The 21,846-nt window shown below is 41.6% G+C and carries 22 protein-coding genes; 18 read left to right on the forward strand and 4 right to left on the reverse strand.

What is annotated here, in order from left to right; translation table 11 throughout:
• Window positions 1-152: 152 nt before the first annotated feature.
• From pilM to NLF92_RS09955, 9 genes are all read left to right on the forward strand, one after another.
• Window positions 153-1,229, forward strand: coding sequence for a type IV pilus assembly protein PilM (gene pilM, locus NLF92_RS09915; protein ID WP_254101377.1), 1,077 nt, complete (start codon window positions 153-155; stop codon window positions 1,227-1,229).
• Complete coding sequence (locus NLF92_RS09920) at window positions 1,217-1,804, forward strand: PilN domain-containing protein (RefSeq protein ID WP_254101379.1); 588 nt, start codon at window positions 1,217-1,219, stop codon at window positions 1,802-1,804. Before pilM ends, NLF92_RS09920 begins: the two co-directional genes overlap by 13 nt.
• The gene (locus NLF92_RS09925) at window positions 1,801-2,409 is read left to right on the forward strand and encodes a type IV pilus inner membrane component PilO (RefSeq protein WP_254101381.1); all 609 of its coding nucleotides are present in this window, start codon (window positions 1,801-1,803) and stop codon (window positions 2,407-2,409) included. The genes NLF92_RS09920 and NLF92_RS09925 overlap by 4 nt, the downstream gene beginning before the upstream one ends.
• Window positions 2,406-2,942, forward strand: a complete 537-nt coding sequence (locus tag NLF92_RS09930) for a pilus assembly protein PilP (protein ID WP_254101384.1) — start codon at window positions 2,406-2,408, stop codon at window positions 2,940-2,942. Before NLF92_RS09925 ends, NLF92_RS09930 begins: the two co-directional genes overlap by 4 nt.
• Before the next feature lie 103 nt (window positions 2,943-3,045).
• Window positions 3,046-4,743 (forward strand): type IV pilus secretin PilQ, encoded by a 1,698-nt coding sequence (locus NLF92_RS09935; RefSeq protein WP_432420222.1) that lies wholly within the window; start codon window positions 3,046-3,048, stop codon window positions 4,741-4,743.
• A 189-nt stretch (window positions 4,744-4,932) separates the two neighbouring features.
• Window positions 4,933-5,448 (forward strand): shikimate kinase AroK, encoded by a 516-nt coding sequence (gene aroK, locus NLF92_RS09940; RefSeq protein WP_254101388.1) that lies wholly within the window; start codon window positions 4,933-4,935, stop codon window positions 5,446-5,448.
• A 19-nt stretch (window positions 5,449-5,467) separates the two neighbouring features.
• Window positions 5,468-6,544: a 3-dehydroquinate synthase gene (gene aroB, locus NLF92_RS09945; RefSeq protein WP_254101390.1), complete on the forward strand. Its 1,077-nt coding sequence runs from the start codon at window positions 5,468-5,470 to the stop codon at window positions 6,542-6,544.
• 29 nt (window positions 6,545-6,573) lie between these two features.
• Window positions 6,574-7,989 (forward strand): SPOR domain-containing protein, encoded by a 1,416-nt coding sequence (locus NLF92_RS09950; protein ID WP_254101392.1) that lies wholly within the window; start codon window positions 6,574-6,576, stop codon window positions 7,987-7,989.
• Window positions 7,976-8,815, forward strand: a complete 840-nt coding sequence (locus NLF92_RS09955) for a Dam family site-specific DNA-(adenine-N6)-methyltransferase (protein WP_254101394.1) — start codon at window positions 7,976-7,978, stop codon at window positions 8,813-8,815. Before NLF92_RS09950 ends, NLF92_RS09955 begins: the two co-directional genes overlap by 14 nt.
• A 96-nt stretch (window positions 8,816-8,911) precedes the next feature.
• Here the strand turns inward: NLF92_RS09955 and NLF92_RS09960 are convergent, their stop codons facing one another.
• The 3 genes from NLF92_RS09960 to NLF92_RS09970 all read right to left on the reverse strand — a co-directional run bounded on the left by NLF92_RS09960 (window position 8,912) and on the right by NLF92_RS09970 (window position 10,354).
• Window positions 8,912-9,103 carry a DUF2970 domain-containing protein gene (locus NLF92_RS09960; protein ID WP_254101396.1) on the reverse strand — a complete coding sequence of 64 codons (192 nt, stop codon included), beginning with the start codon at window positions 9,101-9,103 and terminating at the stop codon, window positions 8,912-8,914.
• A 19-nt stretch (window positions 9,104-9,122) separates the two neighbouring features.
• Window positions 9,123-9,524 (reverse strand): hypothetical protein, encoded by a 402-nt coding sequence (locus NLF92_RS09965; protein ID WP_254101398.1) that lies wholly within the window; start codon window positions 9,522-9,524, stop codon window positions 9,123-9,125.
• A gap of 212 nt (window positions 9,525-9,736) precedes the next feature.
• Window positions 9,737-10,354, reverse strand: a complete 618-nt coding sequence (locus tag NLF92_RS09970) for a TorF family putative porin (protein WP_254101400.1) — start codon at window positions 10,352-10,354, stop codon at window positions 9,737-9,739.
• Between the two features lie 361 nt (window positions 10,355-10,715).
• On the opposite strand from NLF92_RS09970, the gene rpe reads away from it, so the two are divergent.
• From rpe to NLF92_RS10015, 9 genes are all read left to right on the forward strand, one after another.
• Window positions 10,716-11,384, forward strand: coding sequence for a ribulose-phosphate 3-epimerase (gene rpe, locus NLF92_RS09975; protein WP_254101402.1), 669 nt, complete (start codon window positions 10,716-10,718; stop codon window positions 11,382-11,384).
• Between the two features lie 77 nt (window positions 11,385-11,461).
• Window positions 11,462-12,472 carry a tryptophan--tRNA ligase gene (gene trpS, locus NLF92_RS09980; RefSeq protein WP_254101404.1) on the forward strand — a complete coding sequence of 337 codons (1,011 nt, stop codon included), beginning with the start codon at window positions 11,462-11,464 and terminating at the stop codon, window positions 12,470-12,472.
• Between the two features lie 8 nt (window positions 12,473-12,480).
• Window positions 12,481-13,068, forward strand: coding sequence for an anthranilate synthase component II (locus NLF92_RS09985; RefSeq protein ID WP_254101406.1), 588 nt, complete (start codon window positions 12,481-12,483; stop codon window positions 13,066-13,068).
• Between the two features lie 62 nt (window positions 13,069-13,130).
• Entirely contained in the window at window positions 13,131-14,255 is a 1,125-nt protein-coding gene (locus NLF92_RS09990) for an HDOD domain-containing protein (protein ID WP_254101408.1), read from the forward strand.
• 247 nt (window positions 14,256-14,502) lie between these two features.
• Window positions 14,503-15,729 carry an aspartate aminotransferase family protein gene (locus NLF92_RS09995; protein WP_254101410.1) on the forward strand — a complete coding sequence of 409 codons (1,227 nt, stop codon included), beginning with the start codon at window positions 14,503-14,505 and terminating at the stop codon, window positions 15,727-15,729.
• 1 nt (window position 15,730) lies between these two features.
• Window positions 15,731-16,741 (forward strand): arginine N-succinyltransferase, encoded by a 1,011-nt coding sequence (gene astA / locus NLF92_RS10000; RefSeq protein WP_254101412.1) that lies wholly within the window; start codon window positions 15,731-15,733, stop codon window positions 16,739-16,741.
• 20 nt (window positions 16,742-16,761) lie between these two features.
• Window positions 16,762-18,231 carry a succinylglutamate-semialdehyde dehydrogenase gene (gene astD / locus NLF92_RS10005; RefSeq protein WP_254101414.1) on the forward strand — a complete coding sequence of 490 codons (1,470 nt, stop codon included), beginning with the start codon at window positions 16,762-16,764 and terminating at the stop codon, window positions 18,229-18,231.
• 42 nt (window positions 18,232-18,273) lie between these two features.
• Window positions 18,274-19,080, forward strand: coding sequence for a DUF1338 domain-containing protein (locus tag NLF92_RS10010; RefSeq protein WP_254101416.1), 807 nt, complete (start codon window positions 18,274-18,276; stop codon window positions 19,078-19,080).
• 185 nt (window positions 19,081-19,265) lie between these two features.
• The gene (locus tag NLF92_RS10015; RefSeq protein ID WP_254101418.1) at window positions 19,266-20,009 is read left to right on the forward strand and encodes a lipase family protein; all 744 of its coding nucleotides are present in this window, start codon (window positions 19,266-19,268) and stop codon (window positions 20,007-20,009) included.
• Here NLF92_RS10015 and NLF92_RS10020 read toward each other — a convergent pair.
• On the reverse strand, window positions 19,988-21,625 hold the full coding sequence (locus NLF92_RS10020; RefSeq protein WP_254101420.1) for a methyl-accepting chemotaxis protein: 1,638 nt from the start codon (window positions 21,623-21,625) through the stop codon (window positions 19,988-19,990). The genes NLF92_RS10015 and NLF92_RS10020 overlap by 22 nt on opposite strands.
• Window positions 21,626-21,846: the final 221 nt, after the last annotated feature.

Here is a 21,846-nt window from a genome sequence, read left to right on the forward strand (position 1 = left end):
ACGTATGTGTGTTTATTGGAACCCATAATATCGGTCTCCTTTGCTATAACTAAATCATGTTCTGCAGATGTTAGCAGAAAGAATTTTTCGAAACGAACATGCTGACATATAGCAACAGTCTGATTCGCTTAACAAAACAGGATATTAACGTTGTGAAGTTTACCGTTTTTAACAAGAAAACCAAACCTTTATTGGGAATAGATATCGGGTCTACATCCATTAAAGCAATTTATCTGCAACCCCAAGCAGATGGTTTTTTGATTTTAGGCTGTGCTCATGAAAATATCATTGGTAATGCTTTTGTTGAGCGTGACATTAAAGATTTTGATGCCATCAGTCATACCTTAAAAAAAATCAAACACCAATTACAACTCCAACATGCGAATTCAGTCATTGCCGTGGCCGGTCCATCTATTATTTCTAAAGTGGTACAAATGGAGGAAAACTTAGCTGATCATTGGTTGGAAGAGCAATTATTGATCGAAGCTGACAGTCTTATTCCCTATCCTTTAGAAGAAGTGTATTTGGATTTTGAAAGCTTAGGTGCAAGTACGACACACTCAGGTAAAGAAGATATCCTGTTAACGGCAGCCCATCGTAATGTGGTAGATACACGCAACACATTATTGCGAGAAGAGAAGCTTAACCCAGTTGTGGTGGATACGGAACTGAATGCATTAGCCAATGCATATCAACTCATTTACCCCGCACAAGATCGACAAAAGACCACGGTGTTTTTACATATCGGTACCCAGTTGTTACATGTATTAGTCCTGGAGAATGAAACCGTTGTTTATGCCAAAGACCATAATTTTGGTACAGAAGCATTACTCCAAGACATTATGTTAGCCTACCAATTAGAACGTCAAGAAGCCGTTCAGAAGCTCACAGAAAAGACCCTACCCGATGGTTGGGAAGAACGTGTATTACCAATTTTTTATAGTCAACTACAGCAAAATATCAGTCGTGCATTACAGCTCATGCAACATACTGTCTCAGATCATACCACGCAGCAAATTGTCCTATCTGGCGCCGTTGCAATGCTACCTAATATCTGCACTTTTTTAAGTACGGAACTTGGCGTACCTTGTGCGCAAGTAGTATTTCAAGGGACCTTGCACTGGCCTGCAAACAAACCTGAACTAGCAAAAAGATGTGAGCACTTACTTCCGCTAATGACCCTTGCTATCGGTTTATCCGGACGGAGTACTAATCCATGTCATCGATAAACTTATTACCTTGGCGGACGGCTCAACGCGAACAACAAAAGAAACGTTATTTAGCGTTACTTGGTAGTATCGCAAGTCTGGCTTTTATATGTATTTGGTTGATTGGAGTAGGTGTAGAACATTTACTTTCTGTCCAACAAACACGTAATGCTTTTTTACAGCAAGAGATCGCCGTACTGGATATAAAAATCGAAAAAATTAAAGCCGTTCGTGTTAGCAAAGAAGCCTTAGAGCAAAAGATGAAATTAATCGAACAGCTGCAAATTTCTCGTAATGCCACTCCCATCATCATTGATGAACTTGCTCAAATCATACCAGGTGGCATCGTATTTCAAGAGCTTAATCGCATTGATAATATTCTCATTTTAGAAGGCACATCGAGTTCAAATAATCGTCTAGCTGCATTTATGCGTGCTTTAGGAGATTCTCAGATATTTGTCGACCCAGAAATTTCATCAATTACTGCAGATCCTAACTCAGCCCAAGGAGTCAATCGTTTTCGTTTGACGTTTAATATCGCCAGCCATATTGCGCCTCGGTTGAACATCTCTACTACCACCGGAGAGGCACAATGAATTTTGACTTCCAGCAACTAAAACAACTCAACGCTTTGGATTTTGAAGACATCGCAATTTGGCCTAAAGAAATCAAAATATTTGTGTGTTTACTAACGGCACTAGGCGTCTTAGGGTTGAGCTTCTATCTCGTCATTCAACCAAAACTTCCTCTACTTGATGAAGCAGCGGCTCAAGAACAAGCACTGAAAAACCAATATCAAGCAAAGTACCGTATCGCAGTTAATTTGGCAGCATATGAAGCACAACTGAAGCAAATCGAAGCTGATTTTTCGACAATGTTAAAAGCCCTTCCTACGAGTAATGAAACTCCTGGTTTATTGGACGACATCACATATGTTGGTACTACTTCAGGTTTAGGTTTCAAGCTTTTGAACTGGCAACCTGAATTAATCAAGGAGTTTTATACTGAACTGCCGATACAAATAGAAGTTTCAGGTAAATATCATGATTTCGGTGCATTTGTTACCAAAATAGCCAGCTTACCTAGAATCGTGACATTACATGATTTCATATTAAGACAAGAAACGGACGGCTTGTATTTACAGCTTCAAGCAAAAACTTACCGAGCGGTAACGCAAATTGAAGCCCAGGAGCCTTTATGAACCGTTTATTGTATATCATAGCCCTCGTTGTGGTGACTACAGCCTGTACCCATAATACCGATGATTTGGTAACGTTTACGCACAGTGTGCAAAGTCAAACCCAAGTGGCGATTGAACCAGCACCAACCTTTGCCACACTCCCCCCGTATGAGTATCGCTCAACGGCATTGCGTAGCCCTTTCATATTACCCATAACAAACAGCCCAATGGCAGTACAAGTGGTCCAAAAAAACTGCCTTACTCCTGATTTCAGTCGCCCCAAACAAGGACTAGAATATTATGGTGTGGATGCCATCCAATTTTCTGGAGTACTGCATTCTGCCAATCAAAAATATGCGTTATTCACGACTAATGACGGCAAAGTACACAAGGCTCAGCGTGGCGATTATATAGGATTATTTCATGGTGAGATCACCGGAATTAGTGCACAAAATATTGATATCTTGCAACTTATCCCAGATGGCGCAGGATGCTACCAAAAGAAACGCATTTCGCTAGGTTCACAGCGTACAGGAGATACTGACAATGCTTAATTCCACTCCCCCTGTAATCCGCTATGTCGAACATATTATGCAAGCATGCGCGCACCACCAAAAACGCACTAGCTTTTGGGTCTACGCAAGTTTAGTAGGTGTTATGTGTATGATCTTAAGCGCCAAAGTATGGGCATTAGAAAATGTTCAGCAAAGTGGTCGCCCAGAAGTCCTCGTACCAAGCTCAGCTAAACCTGCCCAAACCTCGTTAGAGCAGATTAACTTTTTACGTAATGAACAAGGTCAAGGTGTGTTAGAGCTCACCTTTAACCAAACCGCCCCTTTGAGCAACATTATGCAAAGCGGAACAGAAACCAAACTCACCTTTCCCCAGCTAACGCTAAACCCTGACCAACTAGCCGTGCTTGATGTGAGTCAATTTGCCACAAGTATTAAAAATATTGAGAGTTTTAGTACTGACAACGAAGTTACCTTAGCGATTCGTGCTTCCCAATTAATCACTATCACACAAGTACAAGAGGCCAACCGTTTATGGTTGACTTTAGCGCCTACAGAACAAAAATCCGAACTACATCAGCAAGTTGCAGGCTATGATGGAAAGCCGATTTCTTTGGATTTCCAAGATGTCCCAGTTCGTCAAATACTCCAAATTATCGCGCAAGTTAATGACTTTAATTTGGTGACTACCGACTCTGTGGTCGGTAATGTCACCATTAATTTAAAAGATGTCCCTTGGGACCAAGCGTTGGATATGATCTTGAAAATTCGCGGTTTGGATAAACGTATCGAAGGTAATATTTTGTTAATTGCTCCCCAAGACGAACTCACCGCCCAAGAAACCGCATTGTTACAATCTCAGCAGCAAGTGCAACAACTCGCACCTTTACTGTCAAAAAATATTAAAGTGAATTATGCCAAGGCCGAAGATATGGCCAACATTCTCAAATCTGCACAAGGTGGCATTCTATCTGCACGAGGCTCAGTTGCTGTCGATAGTCGGACTAACACCCTACTCCTTAGAGATACTCAAAGCTCGTTAGACGAGGCACAAAGTTTACTCAACGAATTAGATATTCCCGTCAAACAAGTCTTAATTGAATCTCGTATGGTTACCGTCCGTGATAATGTCGATGAGCAACTCGGTGTAAGATGGGGCTTTTCAGGCAGTCAATCAAATGGGAATACATTCTCTGGCTCAGCAGCTGGAGCGAACAATATTGCAAATGGCGGATTCATCAACGCAGAGCTGTCTGACCGTCTCAATGTGAGTTTACCGGTGACCAATGCTGCTGGTAGAGTAGGTGTGCAGATTGCTAGTTTAATCGATGGGGCCATTTTAGATCTAGAGCTCTCTGCCCTCGAGTCTGAAAACAAGGGGGAAATCATTGCCAGCCCACGCATTACCGTCGCTAATCAACAAGAAGCCTATATCGAACAAGGGACCGAGATACCTTATGTCCAAGCCACATCTAGCGGCGCCACCTCAGTTGAGTTTAAAAAAGCGGTTTTGAGCCTTAAAGTCACCCCGCATATTACGCCGGATAACCGGATTATCTTAGACTTGATTGTGACTCAAGATACCCGTGGCGAAACGGTTTCTACATCAACAGGTCCTGCGGTTGCTATTGATACCCAAGAAATCAAAACACAAGTTTTAGTCGAAAATGGTGAAACCATTGTTTTAGGAGGTATCTTTCAACAAATTAGTACCGATGATGTTACTAAAGTTCCTATCCTTGGCGATCTGCCTGTAATGGGAGGATTATTTCGAAACAAGGTGAGTATTGAACAAAAACGTGAGTTATTGATCTTTGTGACTCCTAAAATCATCATCGAATAGAAATTAGCCTATAGAATTACTTGAATACCATAGCCAACACTGCGATAATCCGCCCACTCGAAATTAGTACGAGGTATGAGGCGTTGTGTCACAAAGCCAAGCGCTTAGACATAACAACTAATGGGGTTTATTAGAAACTTACCTCCCCATTAACATCTTTCACTTTCAAAAAAAGCGAATTAAGCAGATATGGCTGAAAAACGTAATATCTTTTTGGTAGGCCCTATGGGTGCTGGTAAAAGCACAATTGGTCGCCACCTAGCAGACGAACTACATTTAGAATTTTTCGATTCGGATCAAGAAATTGAGCGCAAAACTGGCGCAGATATCGCTTGGATATTTGATCTTGAAGGCGAAGATGGCTTCCGTGAGCGCGAAGCAAACACAATTAACGAATTAACCGATAAGCAAGGCATTGTATTAGCAACGGGCGGTGGCTCGATTGTTACACCTGCAGTGCGCAATCGTCTTTCTGCACGTGGCATTGTTGTTTATTTACAAACGACTATCGACAAACAAGTCGCGCGTACCCAACGTGACAAACGTCGTCCTTTATTACAAAAAGACGATCCTGAAACAGTATTAAGAAATCTTGCCGAAGAACGTAATCCGCTCTATGAAGAAGTGGCGGATTATGTCGTTGATACAGATGAGCAAAGTGCCCGTTCTGTAGCCAATCAAATCATTCAAAAAATCGGCCTGTAATACCCAAGGAGCTCGCCCCATGACTACTCTAACAGTTGAACTTGGGGCGCGTAGTTACCCCATTTATGTCAGCGCAGGCTGTACCCAAAACGCATCTCTTTTTTCTCACATAAAAAGCCAACATGTTGTCATAGTCACTAATGACACGATCGCTCCTCTTTATCTCGAGCGCTTAAAAACTACGTTGAGTGATGCTACCAATTGTCAAATAAGTGAACTAATCCTACCCGATGGTGAACAATACAAAGATTTACACCACTTTGAAATCATCCAAAGTGCTTTGTTAGCGGTTCATGCTGCCAGAGATACCACATTAATTGCTCTAGGTGGTGGGGTGATTGGCGACATTACAGGGTTTGCTGCTGCGTGTTACCAGCGTGGCATAGATTTTATTCAAGTCCCGACTACTTTACTCTCACAAGTTGATTCTTCTGTTGGTGGAAAAACTGCAGTCAACCATCCTTTGGGTAAAAATATGATTGGCGCATTTTATCAGCCCCAAGCAGTATTTATTGATACCGAAACATTAGCGACTTTACCGCCTCGAGAGTTTGCTGCTGGAATGGCTGAAGTGATCAAATACGGCATTATTTACGATGCCGAACTTTTCTCTTGGTTAGAGCACAACATTACTGCTTTGCAGGCCCTGGAACCGGCAACCCTTAGCCATGTGATTAGTCGCTGCTGTGCAATTAAGGCTGAAATTGTTGCTCAGGATGAACGAGAAAAAGGCTTACGCGCACTCCTCAACCTTGGCCATACCTTTGGTCATGCCATTGAAGCAGAAATGGGCTATGGCAACTGGTTACATGGTGAAGCTGTTGCAGCTGGTACTGTAATTGCATCACAGGTAGCACAGGTAAAAGGTTGGCTGACTGAGTCAGAAGTCCGACGCATTGTTGAGTTACACGCAGCTTTTGGTTTACCCGTTAGTGGTCCAGCAGATATGAATTGTGCCACTTATATGAAACACATGGCCCATGATAAGAAAGTCTTATCTGGTAAAATACGTTTCATTATACCAACAGGTATCGGCCAAGCGATTGTGACAGACGAAGTTAGTAACGAAGAAATAAAACAGGTACTTGAGAGCTAAAAAATGACGCCTCAAGTAAGAGGCGCATTGTGATAGCACAAATACATGACAGACTTGAAGATTTAGTAACAAACTCTGCCCAACTAATTTTTGTGGGAAGTGACACTGTTGCCCAGCAACAACAAAATCTAGAGAACTTTCTTACTCAACAAGACGAAAATGTCGAAATCGCCTTCATCCAAGTAGGCGTCGACGACACATCAGACAGTCTTAGAAGCTCTATTTGTGCACAACTTATGCATGTCAATAGCTCTGGATTTGAGCGCCCACTAAACGAACTTTTACATGAATTAAATCACATCCCTGATCCTGTTTTAATCTGCCTGACCCATGCTCAGCACTTGTCGGAAGCCATGTTGAATGAGTTATGGAAACTCGTATTACAAAGCCGCTTCGGGGCCAACCAATTACATTTAAACATCATTTTATTTGCAGATACCCAATGGGCTCAAGCCGCACAATTAGCGCTGGCTTATCAACAAGATGAACCTCCTATTATCTTGACCAACGATGCATTCACATATGAGTACCAAGGTTCTGAATTAGATCAAATGATTGCGCAAAAACGTGAGGCTTTTGCTCAACGTATCGCCCAAAGGAATGCTCCTCTTCCGGAACAAGCTCTTAAAAGGCATTTCATACACAGTACGTTTTTTCTCGCGAGTATGGTGAGCCTATTATTTATTCTCGCTGTTATGTTGGTTGCATTGCAATACCCGCAAGGTAAAGCCTTTTTTGCCAACTTATTCAACAGCTTACCCAACAATACAACAATACTATCCACTTCAGAGTCGAGCGATTCCCCTATCGCTGTATTCGATAAGCATGCTGTGGCACCTCATGCGCTGATAGGAACTGAAGGTGAGACTTATGCATCAACTGCTGAGTTACCTTACATGACTTGGCAACAGGCTCTCGCACATAACCAAAATAAAGAGAAGACGACTGCAGTAAAAGACACCACTTTTGTTATGCAACTGCCCAGTAGCGCCTCTGTAGAAAGAAGTACTGCAGCACAAGAGAGTAGTGCAGTTTCTGTAAGCAACGTTACAGCTGTTGCTGCAGATGATACTGTAACAACTAACCAGCGGGATAAAGTTGTCGATACAGTACCTGAACCAGTCATTTATAGTGATAATCGCAATGATTTTCTAGCCAAGGTGCCGAATACTTACTTTGTGATACAGTTATCGGGAATGGCAAACCCAACAGTTGCGCAAGAATTCATCAATAAATTTGATTTACAAAACGAAGCTTGGTATTACACAACACAACGGTTTGGCGGAGATTGGTCCGTTGTGCTTTTAAATAATCATTTTTCAACTAGGCAAGATGCACTTCTCAGGATAAACTCTTTCACACCTGAAATAAAAGCCATGTCACCGTTTGTTAAAAGTGCCCAGGCTGTCATAATCGAAATCAATCGAGTAGATGATAACTCCTAAACATCGTTCCTTTTTAAAATGGGCTGGTGGTAAAAAGAAACTCGTTTCTGATATCCATCACTTATTACCCAAACGTCAGCGAACTCGATTAATTGAGCCGTTTGTCGGAGGAGGTTCGGTTTTTTTAAATCTAGATTTCGATGAGTATCTGTTGATGGATACGAATGCAGATCTGATTAACCTTTTTAGTATCATTAAAACCGATTGTGCGGATTTTATTGACCATGCTCGACGCTATTTCACTCCAGCACATAATACCCCAGAAACATATTATGCTTTGCGTCAGGAATTTAATGATTCCTCAGTACCCATGGAGCGAGCGTCACTTTTCTTATACTTGAATCGACATGGCTACAATGGCCTTTGTCGTTACAATAAAAGCGGTGGTTACAACGTACCATTTGGACGTTATAAAAAGCCTTATTTCCCAGAAGATGAAATCCTTTTTTTTGCCCAGAAAGCAAAACGTGCGACGTTTATCCAAGGTGATTTTGCGGAAGCTTTTGCACACGCGAATTCCACAGATATGATTTACTGCGATCCACCTTACGCACCTGTTAAGCAAATTTCTAACTTTACGGCCTATGCTGGCAATCAATTTGGACCAGGTGAACAAAAACGGTTGGTACAAGTCACAGAACATGTTGTGAATCAAGGCACAGTGGTATTGATTTCAAATCACGATGTGCCCTTTACTCGAGAAATCTATCAAACAGCTGATAAAATCCATAAATTGTCAGTGCATCGTTCAATTAGCCGAAAAGGTCAGGAGCGAGTAAAGGTGGGAGAACTGATGGCCCTGTATAAGAAAAAACGAAGCATCTAAGCAAGGGGTTCACCCAGCATATCGCAGTACGACAGTGAATGACTTATTTTATCCTCATTTTTGCTCTATCTTTTCTGTTTTTCTGTTTTACGCCTATTATGCAAGCATGTAATTTACCCACACCACTAAAGCCGCAATAAAACAAATTACAAAAATAACACCTACGATAATAAAAGGAAGTGGATTACTTGTCGCAAAATCTTGTTCGTAGTTTTTAGACGATTGGACACCTATCGCACTAGCTGCCACAGATTTGATAACTTGCCATAAGGATGGATTACTTGGCATATCGTTTACTTTGTATATATTACTGAGTCGTCGGTCTCTGTGAACTTGAATTATCATCGCCCTGACTTGGTGTTAGGAGCTCTAATAAGTCTAAATAATGAAAAGTCGCAGAATCACTATCAGAAAAGACCCATTCTAACCAACTTACTTGGTTTTGTTCTGGTGCCAAGCAACGTTCAATTTGTGCTTTGGTCAAAGGCTCAATCTTAGTCTGGGGTGCACTACCAAAAGTTGCTTGATTAATTTGTTGAGAAAATGAAGATGTATTGGGAGTGAGGTTAGGAATAACAAATACAGAGGATGAAGTAGCAAGTTCTAAGCATCTCTGCTTTGACGAATCTGAGCTTGTCGCAAAAAAGTCAATTGCAACAACTGCAAATGCGGCGAGTGACAAACCAACTACCTTGTTCGATATGTACATATTGTTAACCCCTAAGCAGAGACATTTATTTAACTGTCTAAATTCTAAAACTTTCCACCAATGATTATAGTTCAAAAATGAAAAAAGACCAGTGTAATACAAAATTCATCCTGAACATTGTTCACAACTGGTCTTGAGCATCTTTATCCAGTCTTACTTACCACCACAACACTGCGATGGTTTAGCTATAACGTACTGAATAATAATACTTTTTATAAATCAAATGATTTACCGATCGAGAAGTATAGTGATTCTGAATCATCTAAATCTGAACCACTAGATACTAAACTAATACCTAAATCAAAGCCTTGGTAATCTGTACCATAACCAAACTCTAAATATTCGCCTTCGAAGTCTTCACCCCAAGTACCAAAAGTACCATAAAAACCGCTGTGCTCTAGTGTGATACCAGTAAAGGAATAATCCATATCCATAGGCTCGTCAACTGGTCCTTTCCAATCACCAAAACTATATTCAAGGCTGACAATGCCAAAAGATGCGCTTAGGTTCACTTCGCCATACTGTGAATCAAAATCACCTGTATATTGATATGAGGTATAGCCGATGCCTAAACCTAGGCCACTTTCAAATTCGTGTCCATAACCACCGTAGATATCAACTTCTAGGCCATCTTCAACTTCAGCTGTCCAAACACCTGCATAAATACCGCCGTTTTCATAGTCGATTCCGGCAGAAGCAGAAGCAGACTCAGTTTGTTGAATACCACGGAAATGATAGTCACTAACTAAGCCAACGTTTGCTGACCAATCAGCCATCGCTGATGTTGATAAAAGTGCTGCGCTGATTGCAGTTAATTTAAGTAGTTTCATGTGTAACTCCGTTTATAGTATGTGTAATGTTTTCTTTTACTTATCAACCTATCGACAAGTAAATTAGAATATTAATATATAATTCTGTATGTATTTATACACACATCGTGCCATTTTTTATAATGCCACTCAAGACGTTGATTTTAAATATCTTTTTAATCATGTCTACACTTTTTCAGATCTATTTAAATCTATTACGCACCAAAATTGATCAATGTCGCACAATCAAAGGACGTCTCATATTCTCTTATATGGGTAGTTGCTAGCTTATTTTATATGGTGCTTTGGTCGATACTCATTCCCCATATTTCTCTCAATGTGGCATAATCTCACTATCATAGATCTAAATAATGGAACTTATATGACCACACATCTCATTGCGCCATCCATACTTTCTGCTGATTTTGCTCGCTTGGGTGAAGATGTAGCTAATGTTTTGTCAGCCGGAGCGGATATTGTGCACTTTGATGTCATGGACAATCATTATGTGCCCAATTTGTCTTTTGGCGCGCCCATTTGTCAAGCTCTGCGTAACTATGGGATTACCGCACCTATTGATGTTCATTTAATGGTCACGCCAGTGGATAGTTTGATTGAACAATTCATTGCCGCAGGTGCCTCCATGATTAGTTTTCACCCAGAAGCATCACTGCATGTTGACCGCAGTATTGAGCTCATCAAAAATGGCCGGTGTCAGGCTGGCTTAGTGCTTAACCCAGCAACACCTCTTAGTGTTTTGGAGCATGTTATTCACAAACTTGATTACGTGTTATTGATGTCAGTAAACCCTGGGTTTGGTGGACAAAAGTTCATCCCACATACCTTGGATAAAATTCGCCAAGTGAAAAGTTTTATTCAACATCGTAACCCTCATGTTAAAATAGAAGTCGATGGCGGTATCAACACCCAAAATATTCAAGAAGTTGCAGCAGCTGGAGCGGATATGTTTGTTGCGGGCTCTGCGATTTTTAACCAGCCTGACTATGCAGCTGTGATCAAAACGATGCGCGAAAAACTCGCCAGCGTATAAAAATCACTCAAGTAATAATTCCCAAAGGTCGCACAATATAAGCTTGTGCCCTTATGTTCAAAAGAAGAAGAATGATTATGCAAAAACCTATTGTATTAAGCGGTTGCCAACCCTCTGGTCAGTTAACTATTGGTAACTATATGGGAGCTTTACGCCAATGGGTCGCAATGCAAGATACGCATGATTGTCTCTTCATGATTGCAGATTTACACGCGATTACAGTTCGCCAAGACCCAGCAGCACTGAGAGCAGCTTGCTTGGATGGTTTGGCATTGTATTTAGCATGTGGCATAGACCCAGAAAAAAGTACTATATTTATGCAATCACACGTACCAGAACATGCGCAGCTAGGGTGGGTCTTAAATTGTTACGCCCAAATGGGTGAGCTCAACCGTATGACTCAGTTCAAAGATAAATCAGCCAAGAACATCACGAATATCAATGTCGGTCTGTATGGCTATCCGGTACTCCAAGCTGCAGATATCCTACTATACCAAGCCGCTGAAGTACCTGTTGGCGAAGATCAAAAGCAGCACCTTGAATTAACCCGTGATATTGCAACTCGATTTAACAATATATACGGCGATGTTTTCACATTACCCAACCCATATATTCCGAAATCCGGCGGGGCTAAAGTAATGAGCCTGCAAGAACCGAACAAAAAAATGTCTAAATCTGATGAGAACCCAAATAATTTTGTGGGTTTATTAGAAGATATCAAAAAGATTACCAAAAAAATTAAACGTGCTGTGACGGATTCTGACGAAGCGGCCAATATTTATTTTGACCCGGAAAATAAAGCTGGCGTATCGAATTTATTATCATTACTGTCGTGTACTACCGGCCGTTCTATTGATGAGTTGGTGCCAGAATATACTGATAAAATGTATGGGCATTTAAAAGGTGATGTTGCCGAAGCGGTAGTCGCAATGCTCACACCAATCCAAGAACGATATGCCACCATCAGAGCGGATCAGGCTTATCTTGAATCCGTTATGCAGCAAGGTGCGGCTAAAGCCTCTGAAAAAGCATCCAAAACATTAGCCAAAGCGTATGAAGCGGTAGGTTTTATTACTCCACAGCGTTAATTTACCATATGCTTTTACTTATCGACAATTACGATTCCTTTACCCACAACCTAGCTCGCTATTTTGTTGAGCTAGGTCAGGAAGTCAAAGTCGTGCGTAACGATGCCATAAGTTGTGCCGAAATCGCAGCACTAAACCCTCAATATCTCGTCTTATCTCCTGGGCCATGTACTCCTAACGAATCAGGGATCACTTTAGAGGCAATCGCTACCTTTGCTGGTAAAATCCCCATGTTAGGTGTTTGTCTTGGTCATCAAGCCATTGCTCAAGTCTTCGGTGCAAAAATAATTCGTGCAAAACATGTATTACATGGAAAAACAGCTAAAGTTAATCATAGTACTGGTCGATTATTTGTAGATATCGAGAATCCGTTTGTAGCCACGCGCTATCATTCTTTATTGATAAAACCGGATACTCTCAGCACAAATTTTACAGTGACCGCATGGTGTGAAATGGATGACACGAGAGAAATAATGGCAATCGAAGATAACGCGCAACATATCTATGGCGTGCAATTTCACCCTGAATCATTATTAACCGAAGCGGGTCACGATATTTTACAAAACTTCTTGGTGGCAACAACGCCTATTGATTGATAAATCCATAGGTGTACTCCACTCTAAGCGGTGAATCTATGCATTTATGGGCGTATTAATTAGTGAATCAACAACAGCAATCTTTGTACCATGCCTTGAGCTACAGTCGTGCATTTGCAAAATCACGTGCTAATGGTGAGGACTTCTCTGCCATTGCCCAAAACCTACAAGATTCTATTCCATATAAATTAGACATTGAAAAAGACGCCGTAAAGCATCGCAATGCGGCCGAGGTGTCCGCTCAAGAAAAACTCACGAATGAAAGTCGTAGCTTTCATAAATTATTGAGTTTGGAGGTTGAAAAAGAATTACAACACCCTGAAGTCTTGCTCAAAGGAATTGGTAACGTCGATCCTGCAATTGGCGAATGTATTGAGCTTTTAGCGAAACCTTCCTGTAGTTTTAGTCGGTTAGAGAGTGCTGTCGCTGAATTCCCATGGCTCCAAGATACCTTGATGAAATTAGTAAATGGTGAACAGTTTCGGCGCACTGACAGTTATGGGAAAACCATTATTGTTGATAATTTGCGCACCGCAATCAGCTTTATTGGCATATCGAACTTACAAGTCTTAATTCCAGCTATTGTGTTCAAACGCACTATTCCGCAAATCACCGATCCGTATCCTGAGATCAAAAAACGCATTTGGGAACATGCCATCAGTTCTGCAAATACTGCTATGTTCTTATCTCGAGTCAGAGAGAGAAATAAACCTTTACTGTATACTTCCGCATTGTTTCTAAATGTAGGCAAAAATATCCTTATCAGAATATTCTTTAAAGCATTCGATCACTTGCATCAAGAACAATTACTCAGTGCAGAAAGAGCACGTATGCAAGAAAAGCATGATTTAGTCAGTAAAGTGACCCCTGACTTGGATATCTTGCAAAGCTTAGTCGAAAAACACGCAATGCGATTAACGGTCAAGTTTTTTCAACAAATGCATCTTTCCTACCTCCCAATTGCTGCTTTGTATGAGGGTATTCAAGAGGCTGACCATACCTTTATCGACTCGGTATTAGTTGCTAAAGCCAAAGAATACGCTGAACTAAGAAGTCTCATCCAACAAAAACTCATCCCAGCCTCTGAGATCTTACAATGGAATAAAACACTCCATTTATCCGTCGAGGAATTCACGGAAATTAATCAAATGAATATTACTAAATTGCATTTTGCCAAGACCGAATAAGCAAAAGTGAGAAATTTATTTTTACATAAATAGCCGTTTCGCATTCTGCAATGATTTTCTTAACAACCTCGTTGCACACCCACTTATCAATCAGAACAACAAAACTGTTATAAAATCATTATGTAAATACTTATGCATTTTTTATGCAATATCAGCCAAACCCTTGTTATGACGGGCTTTATTAGATTTACAAGGGGGCTAAAAAGGAGTATTTTGTATAGGTATTTACAGTTTTGAGGTTAAGATTATGCAAGTCACTCGTGAATTATTTGACGAAGTAATGGTTCCCAATTACAACCCTGCTAGTATGGTGCCTGTGAAAGGTGAGGGTTCCCGCGTTTGGGACCAAGAGGGTAAGGAATACATCGATTTCGCAGGTGGTATTGCGGTTAATGTTTTGGGCCATTGTCATCCTGAACTGGTCAAAGTGTTAAAAGAGCAAGGCGAACAATTATGGCATCTGTCGAATGTTTACACCAATGAGCCGGCTATTCGCTTAGCCAAGAAGCTCAATGATGCGACCTTCTCAGAACGTGTGTATTTTGCAAATTCAGGTGCAGAAGTGAACGAAGCGGCTTTAAAGCTTGCTCGTAGATATGCGCTAGAGCACTTTTCCCCCAGTAAAGACAAAATAATCGCCTTTACCCAAGGTTTCCATGGTCGTACTTTCTTCACCGTGACCGTAGGTGGCCAAGCCGCTTACTCTGATGGGTTTGGACCTAAACCAGGTGCTGTAGAGCATTGTGCGTACAATGATTTAGCTGCGTTTGCTGAATTAATCAACGATGATACTTGTGCCGTTATGATGGAACCATTACAGGGTGAAGGTGGGATTATTACCCCTGATCCTGATTTCGTGAAAGGTGTCAAAGCATTATGTGAGAAACACAACGCACTCCTTATTTTTGATGAAGTCCAATCCGGTGTGGGTCGTACAGGTCACCTTTATGCTTATATGGGTTTAGATGTTATTCCTGATATTTTAACTACGGCGAAGTCCCTAGGTGGAGGCATCCCTATCGGTGCAATGCTGACTACGGCTAAAATTGCAGCCAGTTTAAAACCAGGGACTCACGGCTCGACCTATGGGGGTAACCCGTTGGCTTGTGCCATTGCTGAAAAGACGCTAGATATCATTAATGACCAGGCTATTCTTGATGGTGTTAAAAGCAAAGAAGCGTTATTTCGAGAGCACCTCGAGCGCATCAATGCCAAATATCATATTTTCTCTGAAATCCGTGGTAAAGGGATGTTGTTGGGCTGTGCCATGAATGAAAAATATCAAGGTCGTGCACGTGACTTTATGATGGCTGCTACCGAACAAGGCCTAATGTGCCTAGTAGCTGGTATGAATGTTGTGCGTTTTGCACCATCACTCGTGATCCCTGATGCTGATATTGTTGAGGGTCTAAAACGCTTTGAAGCAGGTATTGCCCATGTAGTCGCTAACGATAAATTAGCAGAGACAGTCTAACATGCTAGTGATTCGCCCTATTGCGGCGCAAGATTTTTCCTCATTAAAGGCAGTGGCAATTGAATCAGGTATTGGCTTTACGTCATTACCTGACAACGACACGTTGCTAGAAAATAAAATACACAGGGCTACTCATTCATTTACTAAAGTGGTCGCACACCCAGAAGATGAAGGTTACCTTTTTGTATTAGAGGATACCGACACAAGCACAGTGGTTGGGACCTGTGGTATCGAATCGAGTGTGGGCGTTGATGATGCCTTTTATAATTACCATGTGGGTAAAGTCGTCCATTCTTCACGAGAGCTAAACATACACAACACGGTTGAGATCCTCACTTTTTGTAATGATTACACTGGAATGAGCGAGATTTGCACCCTATTTCTAAGGGAGCAAGCACGGTTACCGAATGTGGGTAAGTTCTTGTCCAAATCTCGCTTTCTCTTTATTGCTGAACACAAAGAACGCTTTACTGACAAAATTTTCGCTGAAATGCGTGGCGTAAGTGACGAAAATGGTCGTTCTCCGTTCTGGGATTGGCTTGAAAAACATTTCTTCTCACTCGATTTTCCCACTGCAGATTATTTGACTGGCATTGGCAATAAAGTCTTTATTGCTGAGCTTATGCCCAAATATCCAATTTACGTTAACCTACTTTCTGAAGCTGCCCAAGCGGTGATCGGTGCTGTTCATGAAAAAACTAAGCCCGCACTCGCTTTGTTAGAAAAGGAAGGTTTTAAAAACCGTGGCTATGTCGACATATTTGATGCTGGACCAGCAGTTGAAGCTGATATTGACCAGATCAAAACAATTCGTGAATCAACCCGTAAACCTGCCATAGCAGGGGCTGTTCCAGAAGATAATTTACACATAATAATAAACACTGAAGTTGCTGATTTTCGAGCAGTTTGTCAGCCTATCAGAATTACTGACGACCATATCATTATGAGCCAACAAGCAATGGAGACATTGCACATAAAAAATGGCGATATCGTGAGAGTCAGTCCAGTTTAACGACAGAATTAGGAAGTATCATGACGACACATTTTATTGACGGCCAATGGGTCGCTGGCTTAGGCGCGACTATTGAATCAACGGATCCAGCAAAAAACTCAGTCATTTGGACTGGGCAAGCTGCCTCAGACACACAGGTCGATGCCGCTATTGCCAGTGCTCGTTCAGCCTTTCAAGATTGGTCTTTATTGACATTTGCAGAGCGTCAAGCTTACGTCCAAGCATATGGTCGAGAGCTGGTCGCAAATAAAGAATTACTCGCTCGAACCATCGCCGAAGAAACGGGTAAACCTTTGTGGGAAACCGCTACCGAAGCAGCTGCAATGGTCGGTAAAATTGCCTTGTCAGAAAAATCCTACCAGCAACGCACAGGTGTTACCGAAAACCCAATGCCGCTTGGCAAAGCGTTTATTCGGCATAAGCCGCATGGTGTTGTGGCAGTGTTTGGCCCTTACAACTTCCCTGGTCATTTACCTAATGGACATATTGTTCCTGCATTACTAGCAGGTAATACCGTGGTATTTAAACCCAGTGACCTGACACCAAAGGTTGCCCAAATCATGGTCCAACTTTGGGCCAAAGCTGGGCTCCCCAAAGGTGTTCTAAACCTTGTGCAAGGACGTGTTGAGACCGGCAAAGCATTAGCAGCACACCCACAAATTGATGGACTATTTTTCACGGGCTCGTCAAATACTGGCAAATTACTCCATGAGCAATTTGCCGGACATCCAGGTAAAATCCTCGCATTAGAAATGGGTGGCAACAATCCTTTGATTGTCGCTGAAACCGCAAATATAGACGCGACCGTTCACGATATCGTCCAATCGGCTTTTATCACTTCTGGACAACGTTGTACTTGTGCGAGACGCTTGTTTATTCCAACCGGCCAATATGGTGATCAGGTGTTGGCACGCCTCGTTGAAGTTACCAAAAAAATTCGTGTCGGAGTTTATGATGCAGTCGAACAACCATTTATGGGCGCCATGATCTCAGCGCAGGTAGCTAACATGATGGTGAGAGCCCAAGCCGATTTAACCGCCTTAGGTGCACAAAGCTTATTACCATTGACACATTTAGACACGAAGACAGGTTTGGTATCACCTGGGATTATCGATGTGACGTCTATCCTTGAGGCGTTACCTGATGAAGAACATTTTGGTCCTCTAGTGAAAGTGATCCGGTACACAGATTTCTCTGCTGCAATTACTGAAGCGAATAATACCAAGTATGGTTTATCAGCGGGTTTACTGGCTGATGATCCCGCACTTTGGGAGATCTTCTACACGCATATTAGAGCCGGTATTGTGAACTGGAACCGACCGATTACCGGCGCATCAGGTGCGGCACCATTCGGTGGTATTGGTGACAGTGGTAATCATCGTGCGAGTGCGTTTTATGCCGCTGATTACTGTGCTTACCCTGTTGCTTCAGTCGAACTTGAGCAAGGCGAACTACCTGGTACATTAAACCCAGGTTTAAATTTTGAATAACAAGTAGCGACTGATTTCGACTGACCAAATAAGGATAAAGAGATGCATACTCAAATCGAAAGTTTATTTGCTGGTTTATGGGAGGATTACTTAACCATTACCCCCTCAGCAATGCAGATCCACAAACTGATTCAAGCGGAAGATGAGCAAGCGAATATTGTCAATGATCATATTGCTTTGCGTACCTTTGCTTTACCGGGCATGCGTGTGACGGACCTAGCCGAGCACTTTGTGCAGTTAGGCTATCGCCAGGCTGGCGAATATGACTTCTCCAGTAAAAAATTGAATGCGTTTCACTACGAACACTCTGATGAGAATCAACCTAAAGTGTTTATTAGTGAATTAAGAGTCGATGAACTTTCCGCTCGAGCTCAGGCGATTATTCATAACTTGACGAAAACGTTGCCCAGCGATCTCGCTCAGCAAACTGACTTTTTGTATTCAGGTACGCATTGGGCAATTAGTTATGAAGATTATACCCAGCTGCTAGCAGAGAGTGAATATGCAGCTTGGTTAGCGGCGTGGGGATTCAGAGCTAATCACTTTACTGTCAGTATCAACCATTTACAAAAAATTACTGAACTGACACAAATGAATGCATTACTCCAAGATCATGGCTTTGTATTAAATCAATCTGGTGGAGTCATCAAAGGGGGCGAGGATGTCTGTTTAGCCCAATCGGCTACCATGGCCGATCACGCATTGGTCAAATTCAGTGATCTAGAAAAAAATATTCCAAGTTGTTTCTATGAATTTGCACAACGTTATCCTTTGAATAATGGTAAGCTATACCATGGATTTGTTGCTGCATCTGCAGATAAAATTTTTGAAAGTACAAACGTCAATTAAGCGGGTATTTTTAACAATCCTATTAGGCTTCGTCTAGTGGCTTGAGTTTACTCGAGTAAACTTTTTATATTTACACTGCTAGACCATAGTCTAATGAGCTAAAAAAGGATATTTGGCGTAAACATAAGTTGGCAAGAGCGTTCATTGACGTAAATCTAACTGTAGGCATACAAGGATGTAATATTTTGATCATAAGTGTTCCATACAAAACCTCAGAAGTGCTAGCAAAAAAAATAAAGCGGACATTAGTCGACAACTCTTCTGTGTTTTTAGCTTCTCAAGAACAAGACAACTTTGCCGATGAGCAACTAGCTGATTCGCCAAAGGCATCTACAACACATCAGGTTCCATTTACATCTAGCCCTGTTATTGAGTTGTTAGCCAATAAGCAATCACCTTGTTTACATGCCGTTTCTTCCCCTTTGGATTGGGTGTCGATTGTCTTTCGGTTCCCTCAAATACTCTCTTTTCCCAGAGGCCACGGGGAACCTGTCGTAATAGCGCCAGGATATTTTACTGATAAACGTTCTTTAGAATTATTAGCCCAGTTATTAAAATATCTTAATTACTCTGTTTATCAACTAGAACTCACCATCAAGCCTTCTGATTTAGAGAAATATTTAGCGGCTGTTACCAAAGAGATATGTGGGTTATATACCAAGGCACAACAGCCCATCTCATTGATCGGTTGTAGTTTTGGTAATTTGTTGTGTGCTGAACTACAAGAAAAGCTACCCGAAATAATTGGTCAAGTTGTTATGATTGGTAAAACATCCCCACTCAAGGCTCAGCAGTCTGCACAAGTCGAGATGCGTACCACTTTTATCCATGCCAACCAAGAACGTTTCGGAACGTGTATAAATACAGACATGTGCGTGCAAATTACACACGCACTCGCCCCCTCTACTTATAAATTTTTCCAGAAATAATCACCAACAGCGGCTAATTGCTGTACTTCTCTTTGGGCTTTTTGACTTTCTTCATTAGATTGCTGTGCTAATGAAGAACAAGCTTGAGAGACCTCGTAAATTTTGTGGACACTTTGATTAATCGATTCAGACACAAAAACCTGCTCCTCTAAAGCCGCAGCAATTTGCGTATTTTGACTAACAATTTCATCACTCGCCGCCTGAATACGCTCAACATTTTGTTCTGATTGAATAGCTGCATCACGTGCAATATCGATATTTTTGTTCACTTGCTTAATTAAGCCAACCGTCGAGTCTGTTTGTTCGTTTAACGCGGATACGGTATCGATAATTTGCTGGGTAGAGGCATGTGTCTTATTAGCTAACTCGCGCACTTCATTTGCAACCACTGCAAATCCGCGCCCGTGTTCACCAGCACGAGCGGCTTCAATCGCAGCATTTAATGCCAACAAATTGGTTTGGTCAGCAATGCTTTGAATAATATTAACAATACCCGTTACTTGTTGGGTTTGTACGGATAATGATTCAGTCGTTTGTTTTACTGATGAGACTTGGTTATCTAATTGCTCCATCACCGCAACCGTTTTTTGGGTATTAGCTAATGTTTGGTTGATATCTGTTGCATTTTGATTCATCAAATCTAACACGCGATGGCTCGAGTGCCCAACTTCGGCGAAACTTGCTGACATTTCGGTAATTGCAGTAGAAACCTGACTCACTTCATGTTCTTGTTCAGAGCAGTTTTTCGCAGTCTCTTCGCTATAGTTTGCAACATCCTGTAAGGTTCTATCAATCATTCCCCCTGTTTCTTTTAGTCGGCCAAGAATAGCCCCTTGTTGTTTTTTCGAGGCTTCCAGAGCAAGTTTGACTTGTCCCACTGCTGATGTATCTGCGGTATAAATAAACTGTGCTAGCGGATCATCAATAATAGATTTAGCATGACGAACGACGGGATCCCAACGTTTATTCATGTGTGCCATCGCCAAGGCACAAATAGCGTGAGCTCCGATTAACACAGGAGAAAGTACTACGGCTTGTTCAGACGCTATGGCAAAGGTCAGCCCCAATGATCCAGCAAAACTCGCGGCAATAGCACTAAACGGACTCAAAAATATATTTTTCAGCTTGTTGGTCTTCAGAAAATCTTTACCTTGGTTTATCTGGTGATACACAAACTGTGCTCTGGCAATAACGGCTTCTGAAGCCTTAACACGAACGGATTGGTACTCTGTTTCACCTTTAGCCGTTAGCAGTGGTGATGCGAAGGCATCCACCCAGTAATGATCGCCATTCGCACTTTTGTTTTTAACGATCCCCATCCAAGATTGGCCGGCCTGAAGACGTCGCCATAGTTCCGCAAAGGCGGCCTTAGGCATGTCCGGATGACGAATAATATTATGATATTCGCCATAGAGTTGTTCCGTAGTTAATCCTGCATATTGCACGAAGTCATTGTTGACATAAGTAATCTGAGAATCTTTATTCGTAACGGATAAAATATTGGTTCCAGGTTTTACTGGGATATTATTTTGTGTGACGCGATCAGATATAACCGCACGAGAAGTACGAGTTTGCTTTCCTTGCGCTGCCACAGAAGCGTTTTCTGTTGCTATCATGGTATGTCCTTGCTGGGATGTATCTTATTCTTATTGTTATCAGTGTTAGATTTAGTGTAACGAATTTATTACACTTAATTTAACGGCCAGAAAGGGGCTGAATGTAGTGCCAGATATTGATATAAATCAATCCTTTTTCATAGTGCGTAAAAAAAGTTAGCATAAACAAAGATATAAAATTAGGCATTACTGAAAATTTAAAACAAAAAAGCTGAAGGTAA

It is taken from the genome of Opacimonas viscosa (genome assembly GCF_024199005.1).
GTDB classification, from domain to species: Bacteria; Pseudomonadota; Gammaproteobacteria; order Enterobacterales; family Alteromonadaceae; genus Opacimonas; species Opacimonas viscosa.